Genomic DNA, 24865 nt, shown 5'->3' on the forward strand with positions numbered 1-24865 from the left:
AGTACTTGAATGACAAAATAAAATTATAGGAAAGGTGATTTTATGAATTTTGCAAAAAAATTAAGAAGATTAAGAGCAATGGAAGGCATGACACAATCTGACCTTGCTGAAAAACTTGGCGTATCACTAAAGACAATATCAAGATACGAAGTAGATGGTATGAGACCACGTAGTAGAGATATTTATAACCAATTGGCTAACTTATTTAGAGTGGACGCATCATATTTATTAGTTGATGATGACGACTACAAAGTTCCAGTAGAAGATAGAAATTATGATATGCTTGTTAATGGTGTGATGGGCCTATTTGCAGGTGGCACTCTTAGCGATGAAGACAAAAAGGCTGTAGTTGAAGCCATCACAGATGCTTATTATAAATCAAAATATCAAGGAACAGATAAAAAAGAGCAAGATTAGTGAGTGAAAAATATTTAGATGATGCACTCGCTTTAATTGAAGAACACGGGACTAACGATCCATACGAAATACTAGAAAACCTTGGCGTTGTGGTCATACCTATACACATAGGTGCGGCCTTCTTAGGCATGTTTAGAATTTTGGATGGCGTTAGTTATGTGATATATAACACTCATGCGGATGAGATTGTGATTAGGGAAGTGCTAGCTCATGAGCTAGGACACTTTCTTTATCATAAAGAATACGCAAGTGAGGCAGAGCTTGCGGATTTTGGATTAACTCAAGAGTCTTCCATCATCGAAGCCCAGGCCAATACTTTCGCGGCGCATCTACTTATTGATGAGGAAGAACTTTTAGACACTATGGAAGAAGGAATGAGCTATATGGAGCTTGCTCAAAGGCTCATGGTTGACGAGAATCTTCTTCTTTATAAGCTTAAGTCCATGAAAAAGAGAGGGCTTAAGATTAATTTAAGCGAGGCTCCAAGAAGCCAGTTCTTTCAAAATCTTGCGGAGCAAGCTAAAAAATATGATATCAACTAGTGGAGGATACTATGAAAAAGAAAATATTAAGCGTTGTAGCATTATTTATCCTAGCAAGCTTATTTTTATTTGCGTGCAATGGAAAAGATGCTGCTAAATTTACTATAAAAGAACATTACACAACAGCAGGAACAAACGGTGTATTAACATCTTATGATATTGATGGCAAAGAATATGTCATCTTCGACCAATTTTTAGAATTACTTAATCCAACAACACATAGAGTGGGCAATGTTTATGAGATGGTTGACGGCATTCCTACACCAAAAAAGTCAGAAGATGGATATTATTACCTTGACGATGGTATGTTATATAGCTCAGAAAAGCCTATAGAAGCATTTAGACTTGACAGCGAAACTTATAATAAGATGGAAGACGTAAAATTTCCTATATATTATAAGGACAAAACTATCGATCTAGAAAGCGGAGCTAAAAAACTTAATGATACAGTTCTTTATCCACTAGAAAAATTAGCAGAGGCATTTAGCTTTAAGATAGAAAATGGCGAATTTGTTTTTGCAGAAAAGGACGATAATGAATTAGAAGTTCTTAATCAAAAGGATTATGATTGGTATATAGACCAAAAAGAAACTGGTAAATACGCTGATAACAACTGCGGCCCAAGCTGCGCTGTAATGAGTTTGTATTTCCAAAAAGGATATGATAAAGCTGTAACAGCTGAAACTGCTAGAAACACTCGTGTCAACGATGGTGGTTGGTGGTTTACTAACGATGTTAGTGACTTTTTAAAAGATTCAGGCGTTAAGCATAGAATGAAATTTTACAAAAATCCAGACAGCTTATTAAAACCACTTAGAGAAGGTAAAATTTGCATAATCTGTATTGATTCATCAACACTTCGTTACAATCCAGATGCAAATTCACATTTTAACAAGTATTATACAGGTGGCGGCGGTCACTTCATCGTTGTTAACGGATATAAAGTTGTTGACGGAAGACTTTATTATATAGTAAACGATCCTAACTCTTGGGGTATGAAGTATGCTGACGGCTCATACATGGGTAAGGACAGATATTATGATGCCATTGACATAGACAAAACAGTTAGACAATGGTCAAAAGAATATTACGTTGTAGATAATAACTAGAGATAGACGGCTTAGGTCGTCTATTTTTTTGACTAAAAAAGGAGTGAGGTAGAAGTGGATATACTTGATAAACTTAAAAATAGAGAAGAAATATATTGCCCCATAAAAAGAAATAAAGATATAAATCTGCGTTTTAATTTATATGATGCATTTCTTGCGAAAAAAAGATTCGAGCGTTTTGCGCCTCTCTTTATGGAAGCTTTTGACGAGATAGATGGTCCTTGCTATTATAAAAGTGATTTATTAAAATCAAAGCTTGGTGATGAGCTTTATTTAAAACTTGATTCAGAGCTAAAAGTTGCTCACAGCGTCAAGGCAAGAGGCGGCTTCAATGAGGTCATGTGCAAGGTAGAGGACGTTCTTAAGAAAAATAATATGCTAGATAAATTTAATGAGCTAAGCCTTGATGATATAAGAAAAATTATGAGTGAGTATACAATTGAAGTAAGCTCGACTGGAAATTTAGGCTTATCCATAGGGCTTTGCGCTAAGGCTTTTGGATTTAAAGCCAAAGTTCACATGAGCCGCGATGCAAAAGATTGGAAGAAAAAATTACTCAGAGAAGCGGGCGCTGAAGTTATTGAGTATGACAATGATTATACTTACGCGGTTAAGATGGGTAGAGCTAGCGCAGAGAAAAATCCTATGAGCTATTTCGTTGATGATGAGATGAGTGAAAAGCTTTTTTTGGGATACGCTGCATCAATTTTTGAAACTACTGAAGAGGTAGAAGCGAGTGGAATGATTATAAATAGTGACGAGCCCCTTCATGTGTTTTTGCCATGCGGTGTAGGAGGCGCGCCTGGCGGCATTGCTTTTGCCTTGAGAAGCTTTTTTAGAGAAAATGTCCGCATTTATTTTATTGAGCCGACTGAATATCCATGTATGCTATATAGCTATACAATTGGCGAGGCGGCATCCGTCAATGATATTGGTCTTGGAGGGAAAACTGTTGCAGATGGACTTGCGTGTAGCGTGCCATCAAAACTTGTTTTTCCTATGCTAAACTCACTTGTAGATGGATTTTTCACTTTTAATGATGAGAGCATTTTGAGAGTAAAAAAAGCTATAGAAGAGAGTGACAAGAAAATTGTCGAAGCATCAAGCGCATCAGCTTTATTAGCTTATGAAAAATTAGGAAGACCAAAACATTCTGTGCTTTGGATTACTGGATCAAATGTTGATAAATAGTACTTAAACACTTGAATAAAACGAATATTAGTGATATAATTAAAATTTGGAGGGATATTATGAATTTATTAGTTGTTATTTTAAATGAAATGGATAAGCTTGATGAATTATTACTTGAGCTTTCTAAAAAATCAATCACAGGAGGAACTATACTTGACAGTCAAGGTATGGCCTCAACACTAGCTGATTGGCACAAAGAAATCGGTGCCTTCGGAGGACTTAGACAAATACTTAACGGTCAAAGACCATTCAACAAAACTTTACTTATGGTGCTTGACGATGAAAAACTTGTCGTTGCCAAAGAAGTTGTTAAGAGCGTTATGGGCAATATCAATAACGAAAACACAGGAATTATGTTTACTCTTGATGTAAAGAGCGTGGAAGGATTGACTAAATAGTATGAATTTCGAAATTTTATTACATCTTGGAACAATTTTACTAGTAGGCTTTATAGTAGCTAAAATACTAGGCTTATTCAAATTTCCAGAAGTTACTGGCTATTTGATAGCAGGTATACTTATAGGCCCATCGGTTTTGGGACTAATACCAGAAGAAGCAGTTAAGAGCTTCGATATAATCAGTGAAGTTGCTTTAGCTTTCATTGCCTTTTCTATAGGCGCTGAGCTAAAATTTGAAGATTTGAAAAAAGTGGGTACAGCAATCTTTGTAATAACAGTGCTAGAAGCATTAGTTGCATTTTTCATAGTAACAGTAGTTATGCTTTTACTTGGACAATCATTCCCATTCTCACTTGCAATAGGCTCAATCGCATGCGCAACAGCGCCAGCTGCAACACTTATGGTTATCAAGCAATATAAGGCCGAAGGACCACTAGTTAGAACACTTATACCAGTCGTTGCACTTGATGATGGTGTTTGTATCATCGCATTCGGTGTTGCTTCAACACTTGCTCAAAACATGATACAAGGCGGAGCTTTTTCAATGATGAACATGGTTGGAAAACCTATAATACAAATACTGGCAGCACTTGCACTTGGTGTTGTAGCAGGCATCATCATGGTTAAGTCCATGAGATTCATGAAAAATCAAGGACAAATACAAGTTGCTTTTATAGGCGTTATATTCTTACTTGCAGCTATATCACTACGTTTTGACCTATCAAGCCTTCTTACTATGATGGCTTTTGGTACAACAATCTGTAACACATCAAGAGAAGAAGTTAAAGTATTTAATGCAATCGAAGTTATCACGCCAGCCATCTTCCTATGCTTCTTCGTACTATCAGGCGCAGACCTTGATTTAGCAAGCTTAACAAAGGTAGGCCTTTTAGGAGGAGCCTATGTTGTGGCTAGAGTTATAGGTAAAGCCTTAGGCGCAGGAATTGGCGCGAAGATCGGCAAATTACCAAGTACTGTTCAACAAAACCTTGGTTTTTGTCTTGTTCCACAAGCCGGTGTTGCCATAGGTCTTTCACTTATAGCAAAAAGAATTATACCAGCACCACACGGAGCAGTAATCAGAGACATAATACTTTCAGCTACAGTTATCTATGAACTAGTAGGACCACTATTAACTAAGATGGCGCTACTTAGAGCTGGAGAAATCAAAAAGGAGAACTTATAATGAATATAAAAATTAAGTATTTTGACGAACTAAACACAACTGAGCTATATGAAATACTTAAGCTAAGACAAGCTGTCTTTGTAGTTGAGCAAAACTGCCCATATCACGATATAGATGAGTTCGATCCAGTCTCAGTTCATCTTATGATGATAGAGGGAGACGAACTTATTGGCTATGCAAGAATAACTGAGAAGGGTACTCGCTATCCAGAAGTTTCTATTGGCCGCTTCTTAGTGAAGAAGGACTTTAGAAAAGATGGCTATGGAGACAAATTATTTACAAGAGCGATTGATTTCATCAAAGACGACATGAAAGAGGATACTATCAAGATACAAGCGCAAACATATATGAAAAATTATTATGTGAAGAAAGGTTTTAAAGAGACATTCGAGCCTTATCTTGAAGATGATATAGAGCACGTGGATATGCTTTACAAAAAAGATTAGTATGTATAAAAAAATATTGGCCATGCTTATGGTTTTATGCCTAGCTTTAACAGGATGCGCTAAAGATGAAAAAACTAGTAAAGATGATAAAAAAGATTTAAGTATACTTTTACTTATCAATGGCACACTTGGCGATAAAAGTTTTTTCGATAGCGCTGAGGCAGGCATGAACTTAATCAAGGAAAAGTATCCAGAAATTACTACTAAAACTATAGAGATGGGTGTTGACGAGACAAAGTACAATGCGATAATCGAAGAAAATGTCAGCTCAAAGTCTTATGACATCATTGTAGTGGGCACTTGGCAGCTTAAGGATAAGGTGCAAAAAATTTCTGAAAAATATCCAGAGCAAAATTTTATACTTTTTGACGACAATGCCAACGACGGCGAGAAAAAGTATGATAATATCTACTCGATTCTTTATAAGCAAAATGAAGGCGGCTTCTTAGCTGGAGCACTTGCAGGACTTGTAGAGAATGGCGAGGGATATGACTTTGCTAAAAAAAGCAAAAATATCGGCCTAATTGGCGGCATGGATAATAAGATAGTTAAGGACTTTTTACTTGGCTTTGAAGATGGAGCAAAATACATTGACAAAGACATCAAAGTCTTGACAAGCTACGTTGGTAATTTTACTGATGCGATTAAGGCAAAAGATTTGGCTAATATCTTATACAAGGAGAAAAATGTTGACGTAATTTTCAATGCCGCATCCATAGCTGGTCTTGGCATAATTGATTCGGCAGCTGAGACAGAGCACTACGTCATAGGCGTTGACTCAGATCAAGCAGCTTTACTTGGCGAAGAAAAAGCAAAATACATCTTGACATCAATATTAAAAAGAGTTGATACATCATTATTAAGAGCGATTGACAAGTATAAAGCAGGTGAAAAGATATTCGGCACAACAGAATTTTTAGGCATAAAAGATGACGCCATCGGCATAGCTGACAATGATTTTTATAAAAACACAGTCAGCGAGGCAGATAGAGCCAAGATAAATGAGATTATTGAAGAGTTAAAAGCTGATAAAATTACTATCAGGAGCGAATTTAATGATTAAGATAAAAGATTTGAGCTTTGCTTATGGCGAAAATAAAATTTTTAATAATTTTAGCCTAGAGATTAATGAAAGACTTGCCTTTCTTGTGGGTAAGAACGGCGCAGGCAAAACGACTCTTCTAAAGCTCATTCATGGCGATTTAAAAAATTACACTGGCGAGATAATTTCTGACGATGCTTTCGTGGTGAGTCAAAGTTTTATGCTTTTTGATGAACTTAATGGCTATGACAATATCGCCATCGCCATAGGCCTAGCGGAAAAAGAAGTAAAAAATTTAGTGAAGACATCGCCATTTTATATAAATGGTCTTGAGCGCAAATTAAAATTTATGACGACTATAGAAAAACAAACGCTTGAGCTAATTGCGATGAGCCTAAGCGAAAAAAAGCTGATACTTCTTGATGAGGTGAGTGCACCGCTTGATGCTATAAGTACTGAAAAACTTATTGATTACATCAAGTCATCGAATAAGAGCTTTTTAATGGTTTCGCATGATGAGGATTTTATTCAAAATTTTGATGCTAGAAAAATTTTCTTAGATAAGCAAAAAGATATACTTGATCAAAAAAATGAGGTTCTAGAAAATAATACAAACAAAAAAATTATTGGCATATATATAAAAGATGATGCTAAAATAAACGAAGTACTTAAAAAATTCAAGCAATTTGCTTACGTTCCAAAGGATGTTAGAATGGCGCTCCTTATGGACGAAGCGGCATATAAGAACATCTTTATATATGATATATTAAAAAATATTAAGACTGATTATATAAAAAAAGCCGAGGATTTTATTGCAAAATACAAATTAAAGTTCAAGGCAAATGACATCACCAATACTCTCTCTGGAGGCAATTTACAAAAACTTGTCTTCTTTAGAGAGCTTGAGCGTGATGAGGACGTATACATTTTATATAATTACAAAAAGGGCATGGACTTCGAAGCGAAGGCCCTTGCTCAAGAGGCGATAATTAAGAGACGAGACGAGGGCAAAGAGATTTACATCATCTCGGACGATTACGAAGAATTAAAGGAGGATATAGTTGATGAAATCAAGATCATTTAAGAGATATTTCATTTTACTATATCCTTTTTTGATGCTTCTAACACTTTTTTTGGTGGCAATAGTCTCTCATATATCAATAAGCGAAATATTTATAGCGGCTGTAAAGCCATTCACTTCGCCTTTTTACAGAATAAGTTTTATCAAAGAATTTCTTATAGTCGGACTTTTGTCTCTTGCGATGAACCTTTCCTTGTCAATGGGCGAGATGAACTTTTCGCTTGAAGGCATTTTTCACATGGGTGTATTTTTATCAGCACTAGCTGCGATTTATTTAGGAAAAGCTTTTGCAGCTATAATTTTTTTGCCACTAATTTTATTTTTACTTTGGCAAGTGCCTAAAAAAGTTTCAAGAGGCGATGCGAATAAACTTATAATCTCATCACTTATATTTAACTATCTAATTTTAGGCCTTGTAAATTATTTGGTCTATACATTTTTCTCGGATGAAAATATTTCTTCAGCTGTTACGAAAAAATTTAGCTTTGCTCTTAATCTAAGATTAGGCATGCTTATAGCTGTAGCTGCTCTTGTTATTTTTATAATTTTTGCAATAAAATTCTCTCTAATAAATAAATTAAAAATAATTAAGGACGCGCCAAGCATCTTAGTATCGACTGGAACTGATATAAATAAAGAAAAGAGAGCAATTGACCTTTGCCTTGCTACGCTTACATCTGTGGCATCATTTTTATATTTATTTTTAAATTACGAGCGCTTTTCGCTTCAAGGCTTCACAGGCTACGGCTTTGACGCGATAACTGTGTCTTTACTTGCTCGCGGCGACTTTAAAAAACTTGCCTATCCAGCTATATTAATTACATACATAAGACTTTTAAGCCTTGTCATGCAGACCGAATTTTCATTCATCTCGTCTGTGATGTACTTAATGCAAGGCGTACTCATCTTTATATCGATATTGGAGGCGCGCGATGACAGAAATTCTTAGAGCATTTATACGCATATTTTTATTGTGCCTAGCCATCAATGCGATGCGAAACATTGGTCTTTGCCTTTTACACGCGGACGGCCTTGTCAATATCTCGGCAATAACTGCGCTTATAGTTTATAGTGAAACGCATTCTTTTGCTTTGACAATTTTTGCCGCGATATTCGTAACGCTTGCGATAGATACAAGTTTTATTTATTTAACAAAAAAGAAAGGCGCTTCAGATATTGTTTATGGCATAGCGATGAACCTTATTCTTCGCGGTCTATCTGGCTTTATGCTTTATCTATATGCTGGTGATCTCGCCATGTCGAGTTCTGTAAAGATTGATTTTAACGTAAATATTTTTGGCGTAGACATATTTATAGTTTTGGGATTATTACTAAGCCTTATCTATTATATATTTTTATATAAAACAAAATCAGGACTTGAGCTAAGAGCCGTGGGTCTTGACGAAAAAAAGGCTTTATTTAGAAAAATAGATATTGGAAGGGCAAATTTTACTGCCAATCTATTTGCTTCAGTTTTTGCAGCACTTGTGGGAAGCTTTTTATCGTTATCTTATTTTTCATACTTCACAGAAAATATTTCGCAAAACATGGGATTTATCTCTCTGGCGCTTGAAGGTTTCTCCACTATACATCCAGTATTAACGCCAATCGCAAGCCTTGTATACGCTGTATTTAATTATCTCGCGGGCTCTTTACAAAGCCTAGGTTTTATAAATTACAAACTTTTAGATTTAATTCCATACCTTGTGATTTTGCTTTTTTTATATTTTACAAAATATAGCAAAAAAATAGTCCAGTAAATACTTTTATGTAGATTTACTGGACTATTTTAAATTAAATTATAATTATTTAATTTCGTTTTCCTTTTTTACTTGTAACTCATCTTTCCCATACTTATACATTAAATATAATTCTCTTGCCATAGCAACATAAAAAGCTATCATAAGTATATTAGCTATTATTGATAAAGTGGGAATTGGAGATATAAGTTGCCTTTCAGCGTGAAGATATCCTGAGTCACCTAAAGGAACAGCGTTTGGATTATTAATCCTATCATTTATTATTTGTATTATCGTACTTATATCTTGTACTTTGCCAAAAATGAAACTATTAAATATTTCAAATGTAAAACACTTCATTATATAAATTGCGATAAACCTTTGGAATGATTTCATCATATTAAATACCTCCTCATAGTTAAATTAACAGTATACCCATACTTATATAGAGTTTAATTGCTGTTAAATTTTCAATCAATTTAGTTCATTAAATTAATACCCATGTAATAAAATTTTAAAACGAAAATTATAATAATTTTAAAATTGCTAAGAAAAAATTTTTATGGTATAATAAAAAAAGAGGTGAAAGAATGAAAAAGCTAATTAGAAATTTATTTATACTATCGATACTGCTTTTAGGCCTTATGAATATGAGCTCAAAGGCGGCATCACTTAATTTAATTATAGACGGAAATAACGTGACAAGGAACGCTAGTCCTATTGTTAAGAACAGAAGGACCTTAGTTCCACTACGTTTCATCGGGGAAGCTTTAGGCAAGGAAGTTCAGTGGAACAACGACGAAAAGAGCGTTACAGTTAGTGATAGTAGCAATAGTTTTAAGCTATATATCGATTCAAAGATTATTGATAATAGTGATGGCTCGCTTAAGTTTACTGACGCCAGTCCTTGCATTGTTAATCGCAAAACTTATTTACCATTAAGAGCCATAGCTGAGCTTATGAACATAGGTGTCGGCTACGATAAAGCTACAAGCACTGTTACTATTGATTCTAATAATTTTGATACAGTTTCGCCAAGTACTACAATAGTCGGTCTTGTGCCAAATCAAACAATATCAACTAAGATGAATTTTAATTTTATCACTAGTAAAAATTTTGCAAAGGCAAAGCTATTGTTATTAAATGACAAAAACGAAGGCTATATACAAGACGTAAAGACAAGTGCAGCTGAAACACTTGAGTTTATACCAAGCCTTAAGGACGAGGGAAGCAAAAAATTAGTTCTTGCTCTTTATGATGAAAAGGGCAGAGTAATTGACGCAGCAGGAGCAAAAATTAATTTAAATGTACTTCCAAGAGTAACTTACTCAGGCGTTGAAAACGGCGGCTTTGTTCAAGATGAGTTAAAGATTACACCAGATATAAACTTTATCGCATCAAAGATGAAGGCGACTGTAACTAATCTAACAACAGGCAAGACTGAAACAAAGGACAATCTTGATCCAGAGGGGGAATTTTTATTCAAGCCAAGTTATCTAGACGCTGGCAGCTACTCTATCATGCTATCTGCCTTCGATGAACTAGGCAATGAACACTTTGGCGAGACAAAAACTTTCACCATGAGCATAAATCCATACTTAAATATAACAGGCGTACCTAAAGATGGCATCATCGCAGGACAAGTAACGCTTAATGCGCAAAGAAATTTTGACGTAATGAGAACTGATTATGTTTTGAGAGACCCAGTGACAGGGGCTGAAGAAGTCGTTGAATCAAAATCCTATGGTGCTTGCAAGTTTTTCCCAAATATTAAAAATGCTGGTCAAAAAGAAGTTTTTGTAAGATGCATTGATGCGAGCGGAAAGACTATGGAGAGTGAACACAAACTTGTGATGATTAAGGGCGATTCAAAGCTTTTATTGCAAGGCGTTGCTCCAGGCAGCATAATCCACAAGTATATAGACTTAAATGCTGTGGCAAATGTTGGAGTGAACAGCGTTAACTACTATATCAAAAATCTTAGAACAGGAAAATCTAAGACCATAGCAGAAAATGTGCCTTATGGTGAAAAATATAGATACAATGTTAGCGCAGAAGATGAGGGCGAGAACGAAATTTATGCTACAGGCAATCAAATTGACGCTTTTATCAAGGGCGAGAGCATAAAATTTAGGATATACACAGGAAAAATTTATACAAAGCAGCCACTAATGGCAAAAGATAAATTCCTTGACTATACTAAAAAAGTGGCTAGACGCGAATTTTTAAGAACCGACCTAAGCGGCGCAATCACTACAGCGCAAGCTATACTTGAGTCGGGCTGGGGCCAATCAGTACCAGTTGATAAATACACAGGAAAATTTTCGAACAATCTATTTGGTATAAAAGGATCATCTTCAAACGGTTCTGTAACCATCACTACATCGGAAGTTTATAACAATGTCAAGGTGACTATTGATGACAAGTTTAGAGCGTATAAATCTGCGGACGAGTCCTTTACTGATCACACTGAATTATTCTTCGCAAAGAAATGGTACACACCTTTTAGAAAAGTTATGTTTAGCGATCAAAGAGGTGTATACGCAATCAAGAGATGCGGTTACGCAACTGACCCTAAGTATCCAGCAAAGCTTAAAGCTATCATCGATAAATATAATTTAAAAGAGCTAGATAAAGTTAATTTATAAAATATAGAGCAGGGCAGAAGCCTTGCTCTTTTTTGCTGCAGCATGAGGGAGTCGAACCCCCGACCTTCTGGTTCGTAGCCAGACACTTTATATAAGTTATTGACATCAAAAATCCTCTGGATTACACCAGAGGATTTATTTATATTATTCAGTAATTCTATAAGCTTTATAGCCTTTTGTTCTTAGCTTTGTTATTCTTACACCAGTTGTTTCAATTGATTCAGCGACCATACCATTACCAATATAGAGCATCATGTGCTGACCAGCATTATTTAGAATATCTCCTTTTTGTAATTGATTCATAGGTATTTCGACGAAAGATTCTGGATACCAATCAAGCGTCCACGAATAAAGTCCATCAGCTGGCACATCAAAGCCCGCTACTTGTATAGCTGACGACACAAGACCTGAGCAGTCTACAGCCGAATAAGGCGCTCCTAAAACTGAGTACACATAATCAATCATAGTCTCGATCTTTTCAGCTCTTGGTGGACTTTGATAAACAAATTCATTTGCGCTATCTATGATTATAGTTTTGCTTGGCACATCATAGCCGATTGAAAAATTCGCCGCACAAGCAATATCTCTAAGGCTCATGTAATTATAGTTATTAATATTATATGATTTAACTATCAAAGACGTATAGCTTGGTCTCATGCCTAAGTATTTAAATTTTGGGCTAACTTTAATTTTTTTGGCGCCAAGTTTAGCAAGCTCGCTGCCGTTCTCTTGATAAGTGCCTTCTCTTACAACAACGGGAGTGCCTTCATCAATCTCAACTGCAAAACCCTTTTGAGTACCCATCATAAGTTTAGCCACGTCCCTTAATTTGAAATAGCTATATCCCTTGATATTGTAGCAGCTAACGCTTTGAACATTGCCGTCAACACTTATATTTACATCTTTAACAGTGGCTACGTTACGCGCACTAGCTTTGCTTGTTAGTAAAAATATGCCTATCAGCAAAATAAAAATCTTTTTTCTCATAATAACCTCCCATAACTATTTTCCTATTACAATTATATATGTAAATGGTTTTTATAGCAAGTGCGAAATTTGTAAAAAAATAATTAAATTTAGTGTATTAATAGTTTAAATATGGTATAATTTAAAAAAGGAGGTATATATATGAATTACTTAGTTTTAATAGGCGTACTGCTAATAGTTGTCGGCTTTGCACTAAAGCTTGATGTTGTAGCAGTTGTTTTGATATCTGGCCTAGTAACTGGCTTGGTATCAGGTATGTCATTAGTAGAAGTTTTAGACTTGATTGGAAAGGGCTTTGTAACAAACAGATACATGTCACTATTCTTCTTAAGTCTACCACTAATCGCTATTATGGAAAGGTACGGACTTAAAGACAGAGCAGCTGAAGCCATTAGGAAGATTAAATCAGCAAGCGCAGGTGGCGTTGTTGGCTTATACATCTTAATTAGATGGGTGGCAGCTATATTATCTTTAAGACTAGGTGGACACGTTCAATTCGTTAGACCACTTATACTACCTATGGCTGAAGGTGCTGCAGCAAAAACTGTTAATCTTTCAGAAAAGAAATTAGAAGAGCTTAAGGGACTTGCAGGTGCCGCAGAAAACTACGGAAACTTCTTCGGACAAAACATATTCCCAGTTGCGAGCGGCGTTTTATTAATACAAGGTACACTAGCAGGAGCTGGCTACCAAGTAACAAACGCAGAAATCGCTCAAGGATCAATACTAGCCGGCGTTGCAATGGTGATTTTATCACTAGTACAATGCTACCTATTTGAAAGAAGTTTAAGAAAGGAGCTAAAGAATGTTTAAATTTATATATGCTAATTCAGCTATAATCGATGAAGTCATCTACATTTTATGTGGTATCGTCTGCATTATGACTGGAATTAGAGGATTAAAGAATAAAAAAGCTCCTATCGGTACATTTCTTTTCTGGACACTTTTAGGTATACTTTTTGGAGCAGGTAAGTTTATTATCGATAGCAATGAACATGGCGGAGCAATCGTTGGTGGCTGCTTAATGCTATTAGGCGCACTAACACTTACAAAACAAGTGCAAATAGGCGAGTTCAAGGCACAAGATGAAGAACAAAAAGAAGCTTATGGTAAGAAAGTTGGCAACAAGATATTTATTCCAGCACTTGCAATAGGAGTCATCGCCATGATTATGGCGCAATTCAAGAGCTTTAAATTAGCTGTTGACGTAAAAGATGGCGCAGATGTATTCTTCGGATTCACATCAGCTCAAACACTTGGTATTTCATCAGTACTTGCCATCATCATCGCACTTATCATAACAAAAGCAAAATACTCTGAAACAAAGGAAGATACAAGTAAGATGCTTATGCAAATAGGCAGTTCATCATTACTTCCTCAATTACTTGGAGCACTAGGAACAGTATTTGCAGCAGCAGGCGTTGGCGAAATCATTGGCTCAGGCGTTTCAGCTGTAGTTCCAGCTGAAGCAAAAGTTTTAGGCGTAATCGCTTATTGCGTTGGTATGGTAGTCTTTACTATGATTATGGGTAATGCTTTCGCGGCGTTTACAGTTATTACACTAGGAGTTGGCGTTCCATTTGTTATTGCCAATGGCGGTAATCCTGCCATCATAGGCGCACTTGGTATGACTTGCGGCTACTGTGGTACACTACTAACACCGATGGCTGCAAACTTCAATATAGTTCCAGGAGCAATACTTGAAACAAAAGATAAATACACTATAATAAAGGCACAAGCACCAGTTGCTATACCTTTAATCGTAGTACACATTATATTAATGTTATTAATAGGATTTAGATAAAATTTAGAAAAAAGAGAAAGAACTTGAAAGGAGACGATATTTTGAAGATATTAGTAACAGGCTTTGACCCCTTTGGCGGAGAAAAGATCAACCCAGCGATTGAATCAGTAAAGAAACTACCTGATACAATTGCCGGAGCTGAAATAATTAAGTTAGAGATACCTACTGTAATAGGTAAATCAGTAGATAAAATTAGAGAGAAGATTGAAGAAGTGCATCCAGATGTTGTTTTATCAATTGGACAAGCAGGCGGCAGACCTGACATCACTGTTGAAAGAGTCGGCATCAACTGCGACGACTGCAGAATAAAGGACAACGAGGGCAATCAACCTATAGATGAAAAAGTTGCTGAAGATGGACCAGCGGCATATTTCTCGACACTTCCAATCAAGGCCATGGTTAAAAATATACAAGATGGCGGAGTGCCAGCGAGCGTATCAAACACAGCAGGTACCTTTATCTGCAATCACGTACTATACGGTGTAGCACATATACAAGCTACTAAGCACAATGAAATGAGAACAGGCTTTATACACATTCCATTCCTACCAGAACAAGTTGTAGATAAGAAGAACATGCCATCGATGGCGCTTGATACTATTGTCAAAGGCTTGACACTAGCTATAGAAGCGATTGTAAATAATAAGGATGACATAAAAATAACAGGCGGCAAAACTCATTAATAAAAATAAAGAGATATTTATGATAATTAGAAAAATCGAAGAAAAAGATATTCAAAAACTGGCTAAGCTTATGAAGTCAGTTTATAACGAAGCGCCTTGGAACGACGAGTGGACAGAAGAGAGCGCTAGCGAAGCAATAAAGTGCCTTTTAGCCTTTCCAAACTTTTTTGGCCTTATCGCTTGTGATGAGGGTGATGCGCTCGGAGCCATCTTGGGAGATATTAGACCATATTCAAAGCAAAAAACTTATTATATAGATGAACTCTTTGTTTCTAGCGCCCATAGAAGACAAGGCATAGCAAAAAAATTATATGAGGGAGCAAGGGACGAATTAAAAAATATTGGTGTGAGCGGCGCATTTTTCACTACACTAAAAAATTCTGATGCATATAAATTTTATATAAAGGAAGGCGCTTTTGATTTAGATGATTCAGCAGTTTTCTATCATCCATTTAATTAAAGACAAAGACTAGATGAACTCTAGTCTTTTTTATGCGAAAACTATTGACAAAAAAATTAATCAATGCTATAATAATATTGAACATGGTTCAGTTAGGAGGACGCATGAACAATTCTCATACAACAAAGGATGCTATCTTAGCAAAAATTAGAGAAATAGTCGCAAGAGATGGTCTTAATGCACTTAGCATTAGAGGTCTTGCAAAAGAGCTTGATTCATCAGTTGGAATTATTTATTATTATTTTCCATCGAAGGACGAGCTTATAGTTGAAGCGATAGAAAGCGTATGGGAAGATATTTTTCAAATATCTGATGAAATACAAAATCTAAGTTTTTCAGCTTATATGAGTAAGATTTTTGAAAATATAATCAGTGGCACAAAGAAATATCCAAACTTTTTTACACTTCACACTATCATGCTTCAAACAGATGAAAAATCTAGAGCAAAGTCCATGATGCATATATATATGAATAAGCTAAAAAATAAGATGAGAGAAGTTCTGGATGGCGATAAAACCGTTAAAGACAGTGCTTTTACAGACAGCTTCACAGAAGATGATTTTATAAGCTTTATTATGTCAAACATCATGAGCCTTATACTCGATCCATCGTATAAAAAAGATTTTTTTATTAAACTTATAGATAAAATATTATATTAAAACCCGTCATTTTGTGACGGGTATATATGAAAGCTAGATTGAACATTGTTCAGTAACAAGGAGATGATATTATGCGAGCAATTTTTGAAAGTTTATTCGATGCAATTTATTTAATTACAGTTATTAGCATAGGCATAATCATGGTGAGAGAGGCAAAAGGCAGAAAAGAGTATCATCTCTTTGGGCTTATGGCATTAGTACTAGGATTTGGCGACGCTTTTCACCTAATCCCGAGGATGATAGCTTTACTAACAACAGGTGAAGAAAATTATGTGGCGCTTCTTGGCCTTGGTAAGCTCATCACATCCATCACCATGACAGTCTTTTACGTGATTCTTTATTATGTTTGGCGCCTTCGCTACAAAATTAGTGGTAGAGGCGAATTAACTATAACAATATATGGCCTAGCTTTGCTTAGAGTGCTTCTTTGTCTTTGCCCGATAAATGATTTTTTATCGCTTAATCCGCCATTGTCCTGGGCAATATATAGAAATTTACCATTTTTAATTCTAGGAATTATAATTATGATAATTTTTTATAAATCACAAAAGGAGCATAAGGACAAAAACTTTAGATATATGTGGCTAACTATAGTTTTAAGTTTTGCCTTTTATGCACCAGTTGTTTTATTCGCAGGTGAGCATCCAAACGTGGGACTGCTGATGATACCAAAGACTTGCGCTTATGTTTGGACAGTTTTGATTGGGTATTTTGACATGAAAGGAGAAAAGTATGAAAAAAAGATTAATTAATACAGCTTTTATATATGGTATATTAGGACTAGTCGCTGGAGCGTTCTATAGAGAATTCACTAAATTTATGGATTTTACTGGATTTACAAGACTTAGCTTAGTTCATCCTCATTTATTAGTTTTAGGCACGCTAGTCTTTTTGATAGCGGCATCATTTGCACTAAACATTGATTTTGCAGGCGATAAAAAATTCAGACGCTTTTACTGCTATTACAATACAGGACTTATAATAACAGCATCAACGCTATTTCTAAGAGGCATCTATGAAATTTTAGCACTTTCTAATAATACGTTTAGTGCAGCAATATCAGGCGTAGCAGGATTTGGACACGTTATTATCACAGTGGGAGTGGTATTTTTCTTCTTATCCTTGAAAGAGAAATAATTATTATATTTTGATAAATATTTAATAAGTATATAAGAACTCATAAATACAGAATATACTTTATTCTACCCCTCATTTCTTTTTTTAGCCTCATCAATTGATGGGGCTTTCCTTTTGATTAAATTTGTGTTACAAGGTGAAATTTTCATCTAAATGGTGGTATAATTATATCAAAGGAAGTGAGAACATGAATAAAAAACAATTTATGATACTTATAATATGTGTACTGCTTATTGCTTTAGCTGTAGTTTCTTTCTTATATATAAGACAGACAAACTTGCTTATAGAAAAAGAAAGGCGCATTAGATATCTTGAAGATCAATTAAGAGAAACAGAGAGAGAAAAAAATGAGCTAGAAGAAGCTAAAAGAAAAGACGAAAAAGACGATGAAGAGAGTAAAAAATATTCTGATTTATATGTGGCTATGGCAGAAAAATTAGGCATTAGTCTTAAGAATGATACGAAAAAAGCTATGGTAGTCCCTTTGGGCAGCGCTTATGACGAAGAGACTTTAAAAGAAGTTTTATCAAAGCTAAAGCTATGGAGCTCAGAGTACTACGATGTCAATGACATAAATAAGTTATTAGTTCTTGCCAAGGACGAAGGGGCTAATAATACTTATCTTATGGCTCAAGAGTTTTATATAGTGATCCCAAAGTACAGAGCAGCAAAAGTTTCACTCAAAGAGCTAGAACTTTTGGACACAGGAAAACTTTCACCAGTTAAAAATGATTTTTTAGATGGAAAATCCTTTACTGGCCCTGTTCTTATCTGTCAAAACATTTCAGATATAGCGCCAAATGGAGAAATTTGCATTGATGATGAAGAAAGAGAACTTAAGTTTAGTCCCTTTGTAAGTTTAAAGGACGGAGAATTAATACTTCCAGATGAAGTCTACAACGCATACGGAGCGCTTGATATGAAAAAATACGATAAAAATAATTATGATAAAGATTTATTTAATGAGATCAGTTCTTATTTTTATAGTTACGATTAAGAATAATTATTTTTATGAAATATAATGTTTAAAGTTTATAGGCGGCTAGAAAAGGTCGTCTATAAACTTTTTTATCTCAATAAAATTTAAAAAATTCTTGACATTTTCTTTTCGTTATTGTATAATATTCGTTGTTGGGACCTTTAGCTCAGTTGGTTAGAGCGTCCGGCTCATAACCGGCAGGTCCGGGGTTCGAGTCCCTGAAGGTCCACCAATTTGCCCAGATAGCTCAGTCGGTAGAGCAGTAGACTGAAAATCTACGTGTGGCTGGTTCGATCCCGGCTCTGGGCACCACGCTTAAGTTTTTACTTAAGCTTATTTTTTTGTCTGAATTTTTCATAGCTATTATAATAAGAAAATAAATGTTTATTTTAAATCTTTAGTGGGTATATTTATGACAGATGATACTTAGTGTAAAGAAAGGATGAATATTATGAATGACGTTCTTCTTATTAATAGGATAGATGTGCAGAAAGAATTCGACAAGAAAAAGAAGATCTTTTTTATTGTCGATTACAAGAGTGAAGATTATTCAGAATATAATATAGTCAAGCTATTATCTAGTTTAGAGAACATTAGATCTGAAGATATAGTCTTTAGATACAACGGTTTTCAAATACAAACTGAGATAAGGAACATACCAGCCATATTAAAGGCACTTATGGATGAAAAAGTTCCTGTATATAGCGTTTTTGAAATGTATACACCGGTGGTTTAGTATGACAAGGATAAATCAAAGGCAGAGGAGACTGCGTTTTTATAGAATTTTAGTATTTTTACTTATAGCTTTGATTGCGGTATATTTTTTCTTTTTCAGAAAGAAATTTATAGGTCTAAATAAAGAAGAAAGAGTTGACAATCTAAAGGCTTCCATCGAAGACATAGGAGACTTAGTAACGGTCGAGTACAATTACACAGACATATTAACATACAAAGACAGTTTAACTCTTATGGATATGAAGATACCTTTCACTGATAAAAGCTACATCATAAAGTACAATGGATACATCAAAGCAGGTGTTGACCTTAGTAAAGCTGTTGTTAAGGACATAAAAGAGACAAGTGTTGAGCTTGATGTGCCGGTTGCAACAATCACAGACAGTGTTTTAGATGAAAAGTCCATGGTCATACTTGATCAAAAGAACAATATATTTAATCCTTTAGACTTGGGTGATTACCAAGACACACTTAAAAAAGAATTGAACGCTCGAGAGCTAAAGGCTAAGAAAGATGGTTTACTTGAGAGAGCACAAGATAATGCTGATAAAATCTTAAGAAAATTGCTTCAAGGCCTTGGCTTTAAAGATATAAAAATTAATTACATTTAGGGGGGTATTTTGATATGAAAATTAGTAAGAAAGTTGTAGATGCTCTAGTAGAACAATACAATTTTGAATTGGAAAGTGGCTATGTATACTTAGCTATGGTACATGATTTAAAGGACAAAGCTTGGGATGGCTTCTCTCATTTCATGGATAAACAAGCTCATGAAGAATATGAACATGCTACTAAATTTAAAAATTTCATCGAAGAAATTGGTGAAAGAGTTGAATTAAAAGCTATTCCTGAACCAATGAAGGAATACAAATCAGTTCTTGAAATCTTTAAGACAGCTTACGCTCATGAACAAGAAGTTACAAAGAGAATCGAAAACATCTTTGATTTAGCACTTAAAGAAAAGAACTATGTAGTTGTAGAGTTCTTAAATTGGTTCTTAAAAGAACAAGTTGAAGAAGAAGACAACATGAGAACTATAGTTGAAGTATTAGAAAACTTAAAAGATGGCTACACTGGCTTATATCTATATGATAAGGAACTAGGTAGAAGAGAATAATCAAAGGTATTTAAGAGGGTGCTTAAGTGCACCCTTTAAATTGTATATAGCAAAGCTATAGAATATATATTAGGGGGAAAAATTATGAGAGCAATGACACAAACAAACCTTCAATCAGCATTTGGAGGAGAATCACAAGCGCACATGCGTTATCTTTATTGGGCAGGTGCAGCAGAAAAAGAAGGCTATAAGAACGTAGCTAGACTTTTTGAAGCAACAGCAGAAGCAGAAAGAGTTCACGCTCATCTACACTTTAGAGCAATGAAAGATCTTTCAGGAGACTTCTCAGTAACATCAGGCGCAGGATTTGGTGACCACGGTACATCCAAAAACCTAGAAGCAGCCGCAGGTGGAGAACATTTTGAACATACAGAAATGTATCCAAGCTACATATTAGTCGCTGAAGAGCAAGGCGAAAAAGCCGCTGTATCAGCAATGAAATTCGCAATTGAAGCAGAAAAAGTTCATGAAAAACTATTCTTAAAAGCAAAAGAATATGTTGACGCAGGAAAAGACCTAGACGTAGAAAAGATTTATCTATGTCCGGTATGCGGATTCATCTCATTAACAGGCGAAGAAGAAAAGTGCCCAATCTGTAGTGCACCAGCATCCAAATTCGTTGAATATTAATGAAAAAATTAAAAAAATATTTAAAAAATTCCTATACCATAAGCGTATAGGAATTTTTTTATAAAAATAGTAGAAATATTTGTTCATATGTGATAAAATAGTACTGATTAAATTAGAAAGAGGTATTTAATTGGCAAAATTACTTATAAAAGAATCGAGCCCTTTATTAGGAAAAGTTAGAGTCAGCGGCGCGAAAAATGCTGCACTACCAATACTTGCTGCGACTATACTTGGCACTGAAGACATCATCTTAGAAGATTTACCTAAGCTAAAAGATGTTGAGGTCATGTGTGAAGTACTTGAGTCACTTGGGGCAACGGTTGAGAAATTAGATGAACATAGAGTAAAAATAAATTCAAATACTATAAATAAATACGAAGTTGATTATCAATTGATGCATAAGATGAGAGCATCATTCATAGTTATGGGCGCTCTTATCGGCAGGATGGGTAAGGCAAGGTCATCAATGCCGGGCGGATGCGCTATCGGCGCAAGACCAGTTGATTTGCACTTAAAAGGTTTTAGATCACTTGGCGTAAACGTTGATGTTGAAGAGGCTGATGAGTACACAGATATATTTGCTCATGCAGATAATTTAGCTGGTAATAAGATATATCTTGACTTTCCATCGGTTGGCGCTACACAAAACATTATCTTAGCGGCAGTTCTTGCTCAAGGCGAGACAGTCATCGATAACGCAGCTATGGAGCCAGAAATCGTTGACATGGTAAACTTCTTAAACAAGATGGGTGCAAAGATATATGGCGCAGGCACTTCAACTATCCGTATAAGAGGCGTTGAAAAACTTTTAGGAGCGACTCATCAAATCATGCCAGATAGGATAGAGGCAGGCACCTTTATGGTCGCTGCAGCTGCAACACATGGAGACATCATACTAAATAATGTTATTGTTAGTCACATGAGACCGGTTATAGCTAAGCTTCGTGAAGCAGGCTGCGAAATATATGAAGAGGCTGACTCATTAAGAATCATAGCGACTAAAAAACTTAAGCCAATCAAGGTAAAAACGCTACCATATCCAGGATTTCCAACAGATATGCAAGCTCAATTCATGGCGCTTGAAACACTTATCGAAGGAAAGTCAGAGGTAATCGAAACTGTTTTTGAAAACAGATTTATGCACGTAGAAGAGCTAAGAAAGCTTGGTGCAGACATCGATGTAGAGGACAGAACAGCAACGATTAGAGGAGTAGAAAAACTTCACGCAGCAGAAGTGAAGGCAACAGACCTTAGAGCAGGAGCCGCGCTTGTCATAGCAGCGCTATGTGCTGAGGGAGAGACAACACTTTCAGATATATATCATATCGATAGAGGATATGAAGATTTTGAAGAGAAATTTAGATCATTAGGCGCAAAAGTCTATAGAGTAGAGGAATAAGGAGGATACGCATGGGATTAAGATCTGATGTAGGCATAGACTTAGGTACAGCTAGTGTACTTGTTTATGTAAAAGGCAAAGGTATAGTACTTAAAGAACCGTCTGTCGTAGCGATAGACCAATATACAAATAAATTCTTAGCAGTTGGCGAAGAAGCAAGAAAGATGCTTGGCAGAACACCGGGCAACATCGTTGCGATTAGACCACTTAGAGAAGGAGTTATCTCAGACTACAGTGTTACACAAAGAATGCTTAAGTATTTTATACAAAAGGCACTTGGCAGAATGCTTTTCAAGCCAAGACTTATTGTTTGCGTTCCAAGCGGCTGTACAGAAGTTGAGAAGAGAGCAGTTATTGAGGCTGCGAACGAAGCAGGCGCAATAAAAACTTATCTTATCGAGGAACCAATCGCGGCAGCTATCGGCGCTGGACTAGATATCACTCAGCCTAATGGTAACATGATTATAGATATAGGCGGAGGAACAACAGACATCGCAGTTATTTCACTTGGAGGCATCGTTGTAAGTAAGTCAATCAAAGTAGCTGGTGACAATTGTGACGAAGCAATAACTAAGTTTATTAGAAAGAAATTCAAGATGATGATAGGCGAAAGATCATCTGAAGAGCTTAAGGTAACTATAGGCTGCGCTTATCCACTTGAAGAAGAACAATACATGGAAGTAAAGGGCAGAAACCTAATGAGCGGTCTACCAATGAACGTGGTAGTATCTTCCTCAGATATGCTTGAAGCACTTAAAGAGCCAGTTCAAGAGATTATCGAAGCAGTTCATACAGTACTTGAAAGAACACCGCCAGAACTAGCAGCCGACATCTCTGGTAGAGGCATAATACTTACAGGCGGCGGAGCCTTACTAAAAGGCCTTGATACACTTGTTACAGAAAAAACAGGTATACCATGTAGAGTCGCTGAAGACCCTGTCGAATGCGTTGCCATCGGTACAGGAAAGTCACTTGATTGGGTAGAAATACTTGAAAAATCAAACAATAAGAGCGGAGCAAGCGTAAGATTTAGATAAATTTTTCTATAATTACAGCATAAACTATTGATATTATTTATACAAGAGCGGTTATGATATATCCGCTCTTTTTTTGGGTAAATAGCCTTAAAGACCATAATAATATTTAAGGAGGAATAAAAATGAGTCAATATTTTGAAAGAAAAGATTTACAAGAATTTGGTAGAGGTGCTTTAGGTGAAATAAATAAGGAACTATGGGATAATTTCATGGCTTATTACGGAAGTGTTTATCAAGATGGCAAGCTAAGCGGCAGAGAAAAATCACTTATCGCACTAGCAGTTGCACACGCAATTCATTGTCCATACTGCATAGAAGCTTACACAACAGCTTGTTTAGACCAAGGATACACTAAAGAAGAAATGATGGAAGCAGTTCACGTAGCTAGCTCTATAACTGGCGGAGCAGTCCTTGCTTACTCAACTCAAATGAAAAAACTTGCTGATGAGATGGAGATGTAATTGTCTTATCTAAAGAGTTTACAAGAAGCGGTTCAGCCATTTGCAAAGACAGTAGGCCATGATATACTTGCAAAAAACCCGAAGACACTTCAGTTAAATATAACGAGGAAGTGCAATTTGGCGTGTAAGCATTGTCACGTTGAGTGTTCACCTGCAAGAATAGAGGATATGCAGATGCGTACAGCCGAAAGAGCTATGAAGCTTCTTAGGGAGTGGGACTTTACTACGCTTGATATAACAGGCGGAGCGCCAGAGATGAGCAGGGTTTATAAATATCTTATCGATACAGCCTCATCCATGGGCAAAAAAATTATGACTAGATCAAATTTAACTATTTTTAATGATGATGAGTATAAAGATATACCAGAATTTTTAAAAGAGAGAAAAGTAGAGATAGTCGCTTCACTTCCGTTCTATGAAGAAGTAAAGACAGATAAAGTAAGAGGCATAGGCGTTTTTCACGACTCAATCGATGCACTTCAAAGGCTTTGTACACTTGGTTATGGAAGAGATGAGGCGCTTCAGCTAAATCTTGTATATAACCCCAGCGGTGCGATGATACCATCTAGTCAAGAAGAGCTTGAGGCAATATACAGAACAAAGCTTAAGGACGAGTACGACATAGACTTTAATAATTTATTCAGCATGACCAATTCGCCTATAGGACGCTTTGGCGAGTGGCTAGAGAGGTCAAACAACATGCAAAGGTATTTAACAAGGCTTTGTACAGCTTTTAATCCAGCTACAGTTGATGAGCTTATGTGCCTTGACACGCTATCGGTTGATTACGACGGCACTCTTCACGATTGCGATTTTAATTTAGCGCTCGGCATGAGCATAGCTGGTCCTCACAAAACCATTTTCGATATAGAAAAAAATGATATATTTGGACGAAAAATCAGAACTATGAACCACTGCTACACATGTACAGCCGGTAGCGGCTCGTCATGAGGCGGAGCATTGGAGTAGTTACTCACA

Annotated in this window: 30 protein-coding genes and 2 tRNA genes; 30 read left to right on the plus strand and 2 right to left on the minus strand. The window is 35.9% G+C overall.

From position 1 onward, the window contains the following. Positions 1-42 precede the first annotated feature (42 nt). The 11 genes from M1R53_RS01340 to M1R53_RS01390 are packed head-to-tail and all read left to right on the plus strand — an operon-like array spanning position 43 to position 9172. Positions 43-417, plus strand: coding sequence for a helix-turn-helix domain-containing protein (locus M1R53_RS01340; protein WP_249242812.1), 375 nt, complete (start codon positions 43-45; stop codon positions 415-417). After that, positions 417-959, plus strand: a complete 543-nt coding sequence (locus M1R53_RS01345) for an ImmA/IrrE family metallo-endopeptidase (protein WP_019214349.1) — start codon at positions 417-419, stop codon at positions 957-959. The genes M1R53_RS01340 and M1R53_RS01345 overlap by 1 nt, the downstream gene beginning before the upstream one ends. A gap of 11 nt (positions 960-970) precedes the next feature. After that, a complete protein-coding gene (locus tag M1R53_RS01350; protein ID WP_249242813.1) occupies positions 971-2068 on the plus strand; it encodes a hypothetical protein in 1098 nt (365 codons plus the stop codon). A gap of 54 nt (positions 2069-2122) precedes the next feature. Beyond that, complete coding sequence (gene dsdA, locus M1R53_RS01355; RefSeq protein WP_249242814.1) at positions 2123-3259, plus strand: D-serine ammonia-lyase; 1137 nt, start codon at positions 2123-2125, stop codon at positions 3257-3259. 59 nt (positions 3260-3318) lie between these two features. Beyond that, positions 3319-3657, plus strand: coding sequence for a hypothetical protein (locus M1R53_RS01360; RefSeq protein ID WP_019214352.1), 339 nt, complete (start codon positions 3319-3321; stop codon positions 3655-3657). Position 3658: 1 nt separating this feature from the next. After that, positions 3659-4843, plus strand: coding sequence for a cation:proton antiporter (locus M1R53_RS01365; RefSeq protein WP_249242815.1), 1185 nt, complete (start codon positions 3659-3661; stop codon positions 4841-4843). Next, positions 4843-5289, plus strand: a complete 447-nt coding sequence (locus tag M1R53_RS01370) for a GNAT family N-acetyltransferase (RefSeq protein WP_249242816.1) — start codon at positions 4843-4845, stop codon at positions 5287-5289. Before M1R53_RS01365 ends, M1R53_RS01370 begins: the two co-directional genes overlap by 1 nt. A 1-nt stretch (position 5290) precedes the next feature. Continuing rightward, complete coding sequence (locus M1R53_RS01375) at positions 5291-6352, plus strand: BMP family ABC transporter substrate-binding protein (protein WP_249242817.1); 1062 nt, start codon at positions 5291-5293, stop codon at positions 6350-6352. Then, on the plus strand, positions 6345-7415 hold the full coding sequence (locus M1R53_RS01380) for an ATP-binding cassette domain-containing protein (RefSeq protein WP_249242818.1): 1071 nt from the start codon (positions 6345-6347) through the stop codon (positions 7413-7415). The genes M1R53_RS01375 and M1R53_RS01380 overlap by 8 nt, the downstream gene beginning before the upstream one ends. Continuing rightward, on the plus strand, positions 7393-8361 hold the full coding sequence (locus M1R53_RS01385; protein ID WP_249242819.1) for a hypothetical protein: 969 nt from the start codon (positions 7393-7395) through the stop codon (positions 8359-8361). Before M1R53_RS01380 ends, M1R53_RS01385 begins: the two co-directional genes overlap by 23 nt. Then, positions 8345-9172: an ABC transporter permease subunit gene (locus tag M1R53_RS01390; protein WP_249242820.1), complete on the plus strand. Its 828-nt coding sequence runs from the start codon at positions 8345-8347 to the stop codon at positions 9170-9172. Before M1R53_RS01385 ends, M1R53_RS01390 begins: the two co-directional genes overlap by 17 nt. Positions 9173-9217: 45 nt before the next feature. On the opposite strand, the gene M1R53_RS01395 is transcribed toward M1R53_RS01390, so the two are convergent. Then, positions 9218-9550, minus strand: coding sequence for a hypothetical protein (locus M1R53_RS01395; RefSeq protein ID WP_106018153.1), 333 nt, complete (start codon positions 9548-9550; stop codon positions 9218-9220). A 191-nt stretch (positions 9551-9741) separates the two neighbouring features. Between M1R53_RS01395 and M1R53_RS01400 the strand changes: the two genes are divergently transcribed. Further along, on the plus strand, positions 9742-11799 hold the full coding sequence (locus M1R53_RS01400) for a glucosaminidase domain-containing protein (RefSeq protein ID WP_249242821.1): 2058 nt from the start codon (positions 9742-9744) through the stop codon (positions 11797-11799). Between the two features lie 144 nt (positions 11800-11943). On the opposite strand, the gene M1R53_RS01405 is transcribed toward M1R53_RS01400, so the two are convergent. Then, complete coding sequence (locus tag M1R53_RS01405; protein WP_249242822.1) at positions 11944-12786, minus strand: C40 family peptidase; 843 nt, start codon at positions 12784-12786, stop codon at positions 11944-11946. A 141-nt stretch (positions 12787-12927) separates the two neighbouring features. Here M1R53_RS01405 and M1R53_RS01410 point away from each other — a divergent pair, with 141 nt between their 5' ends. The 18 genes from M1R53_RS01410 (at position 12928) to arsS (ending at position 24838) form a co-directional block, all read left to right on the plus strand. Then, positions 12928-13599, plus strand: coding sequence for a DUF969 domain-containing protein (locus tag M1R53_RS01410; RefSeq protein WP_249242823.1), 672 nt, complete (start codon positions 12928-12930; stop codon positions 13597-13599). Next, a complete protein-coding gene (locus M1R53_RS01415; protein ID WP_249242824.1) occupies positions 13592-14590 on the plus strand; it encodes a DUF979 domain-containing protein in 999 nt (332 codons plus the stop codon). The genes M1R53_RS01410 and M1R53_RS01415 overlap by 8 nt, the downstream gene beginning before the upstream one ends. Positions 14591-14631: 41 nt before the next feature. Then, positions 14632-15273, plus strand: a complete 642-nt coding sequence (gene pcp, locus M1R53_RS01420) for a pyroglutamyl-peptidase I (protein WP_070599363.1) — start codon at positions 14632-14634, stop codon at positions 15271-15273. A gap of 19 nt (positions 15274-15292) precedes the next feature. Beyond that, positions 15293-15733, plus strand: a complete 441-nt coding sequence (locus tag M1R53_RS01425) for a GNAT family N-acetyltransferase (protein WP_249242825.1) — start codon at positions 15293-15295, stop codon at positions 15731-15733. 104 nt (positions 15734-15837) lie between these two features. Then, complete coding sequence (locus M1R53_RS01430) at positions 15838-16392, plus strand: TetR/AcrR family transcriptional regulator (RefSeq protein ID WP_249242826.1); 555 nt, start codon at positions 15838-15840, stop codon at positions 16390-16392. A gap of 71 nt (positions 16393-16463) precedes the next feature. After that, on the plus strand, positions 16464-17144 hold the full coding sequence (locus M1R53_RS01435) for a hypothetical protein (RefSeq protein WP_249242827.1): 681 nt from the start codon (positions 16464-16466) through the stop codon (positions 17142-17144). Continuing rightward, on the plus strand, positions 17125-17529 hold the full coding sequence (locus M1R53_RS01440; protein ID WP_249242828.1) for a DUF2871 domain-containing protein: 405 nt from the start codon (positions 17125-17127) through the stop codon (positions 17527-17529). The genes M1R53_RS01435 and M1R53_RS01440 overlap by 20 nt, the downstream gene beginning before the upstream one ends. A gap of 187 nt (positions 17530-17716) precedes the next feature. Beyond that, the gene (locus M1R53_RS01445; RefSeq protein WP_249242829.1) at positions 17717-18526 is read left to right on the plus strand and encodes a hypothetical protein; all 810 of its coding nucleotides are present in this window, start codon (positions 17717-17719) and stop codon (positions 18524-18526) included. A 137-nt stretch (positions 18527-18663) separates the two neighbouring features. Beyond that, a tRNA-Ile gene (locus M1R53_RS01450) sits at positions 18664-18740 on the plus strand. Positions 18741-18744: 4 nt separating this feature from the next. Next, a tRNA-Phe gene (locus M1R53_RS01455) sits at positions 18745-18820 on the plus strand. Between the two features lie 139 nt (positions 18821-18959). After that, entirely contained in the window at positions 18960-19244 is a 285-nt protein-coding gene (locus tag M1R53_RS01460) for a hypothetical protein (protein WP_106018142.1), read from the plus strand. A gap of 1 nt (position 19245) precedes the next feature. Continuing rightward, complete coding sequence (locus tag M1R53_RS01465) at positions 19246-19854, plus strand: DUF4230 domain-containing protein (RefSeq protein ID WP_249242830.1); 609 nt, start codon at positions 19246-19248, stop codon at positions 19852-19854. A 14-nt stretch (positions 19855-19868) separates the two neighbouring features. Next, entirely contained in the window at positions 19869-20360 is a 492-nt protein-coding gene (locus tag M1R53_RS01470) for a ferritin (protein WP_249242831.1), read from the plus strand. 84 nt (positions 20361-20444) lie between these two features. Then, the gene (locus M1R53_RS01475; RefSeq protein ID WP_106018139.1) at positions 20445-20990 is read left to right on the plus strand and encodes a rubrerythrin family protein; all 546 of its coding nucleotides are present in this window, start codon (positions 20445-20447) and stop codon (positions 20988-20990) included. Between the two features lie 130 nt (positions 20991-21120). Continuing rightward, positions 21121-22389, plus strand: coding sequence for a UDP-N-acetylglucosamine 1-carboxyvinyltransferase (murA, locus tag M1R53_RS01480; protein ID WP_249242832.1), 1269 nt, complete (start codon positions 21121-21123; stop codon positions 22387-22389). Positions 22390-22400: 11 nt separating this feature from the next. Next, entirely contained in the window at positions 22401-23426 is a 1026-nt protein-coding gene (gene mreB, locus M1R53_RS01485; protein WP_019214375.1) for a rod shape-determining protein, read from the plus strand. 122 nt (positions 23427-23548) lie between these two features. Next, positions 23549-23887, plus strand: a complete 339-nt coding sequence (locus M1R53_RS01490) for an arsenosugar biosynthesis-associated peroxidase-like protein (RefSeq protein ID WP_070600252.1) — start codon at positions 23549-23551, stop codon at positions 23885-23887. Beyond that, entirely contained in the window at positions 23888-24838 is a 951-nt protein-coding gene (arsS, locus tag M1R53_RS01495; RefSeq protein WP_249242833.1) for an arsenosugar biosynthesis radical SAM (seleno)protein ArsS, read from the plus strand. Positions 24839-24865: the final 27 nt, after the last annotated feature.

The organism is Fenollaria massiliensis (assembly GCF_023347705.1).
Lineage (GTDB): Bacteria > Bacillota > Clostridia > Tissierellales > Peptoniphilaceae > Fenollaria > Fenollaria massiliensis.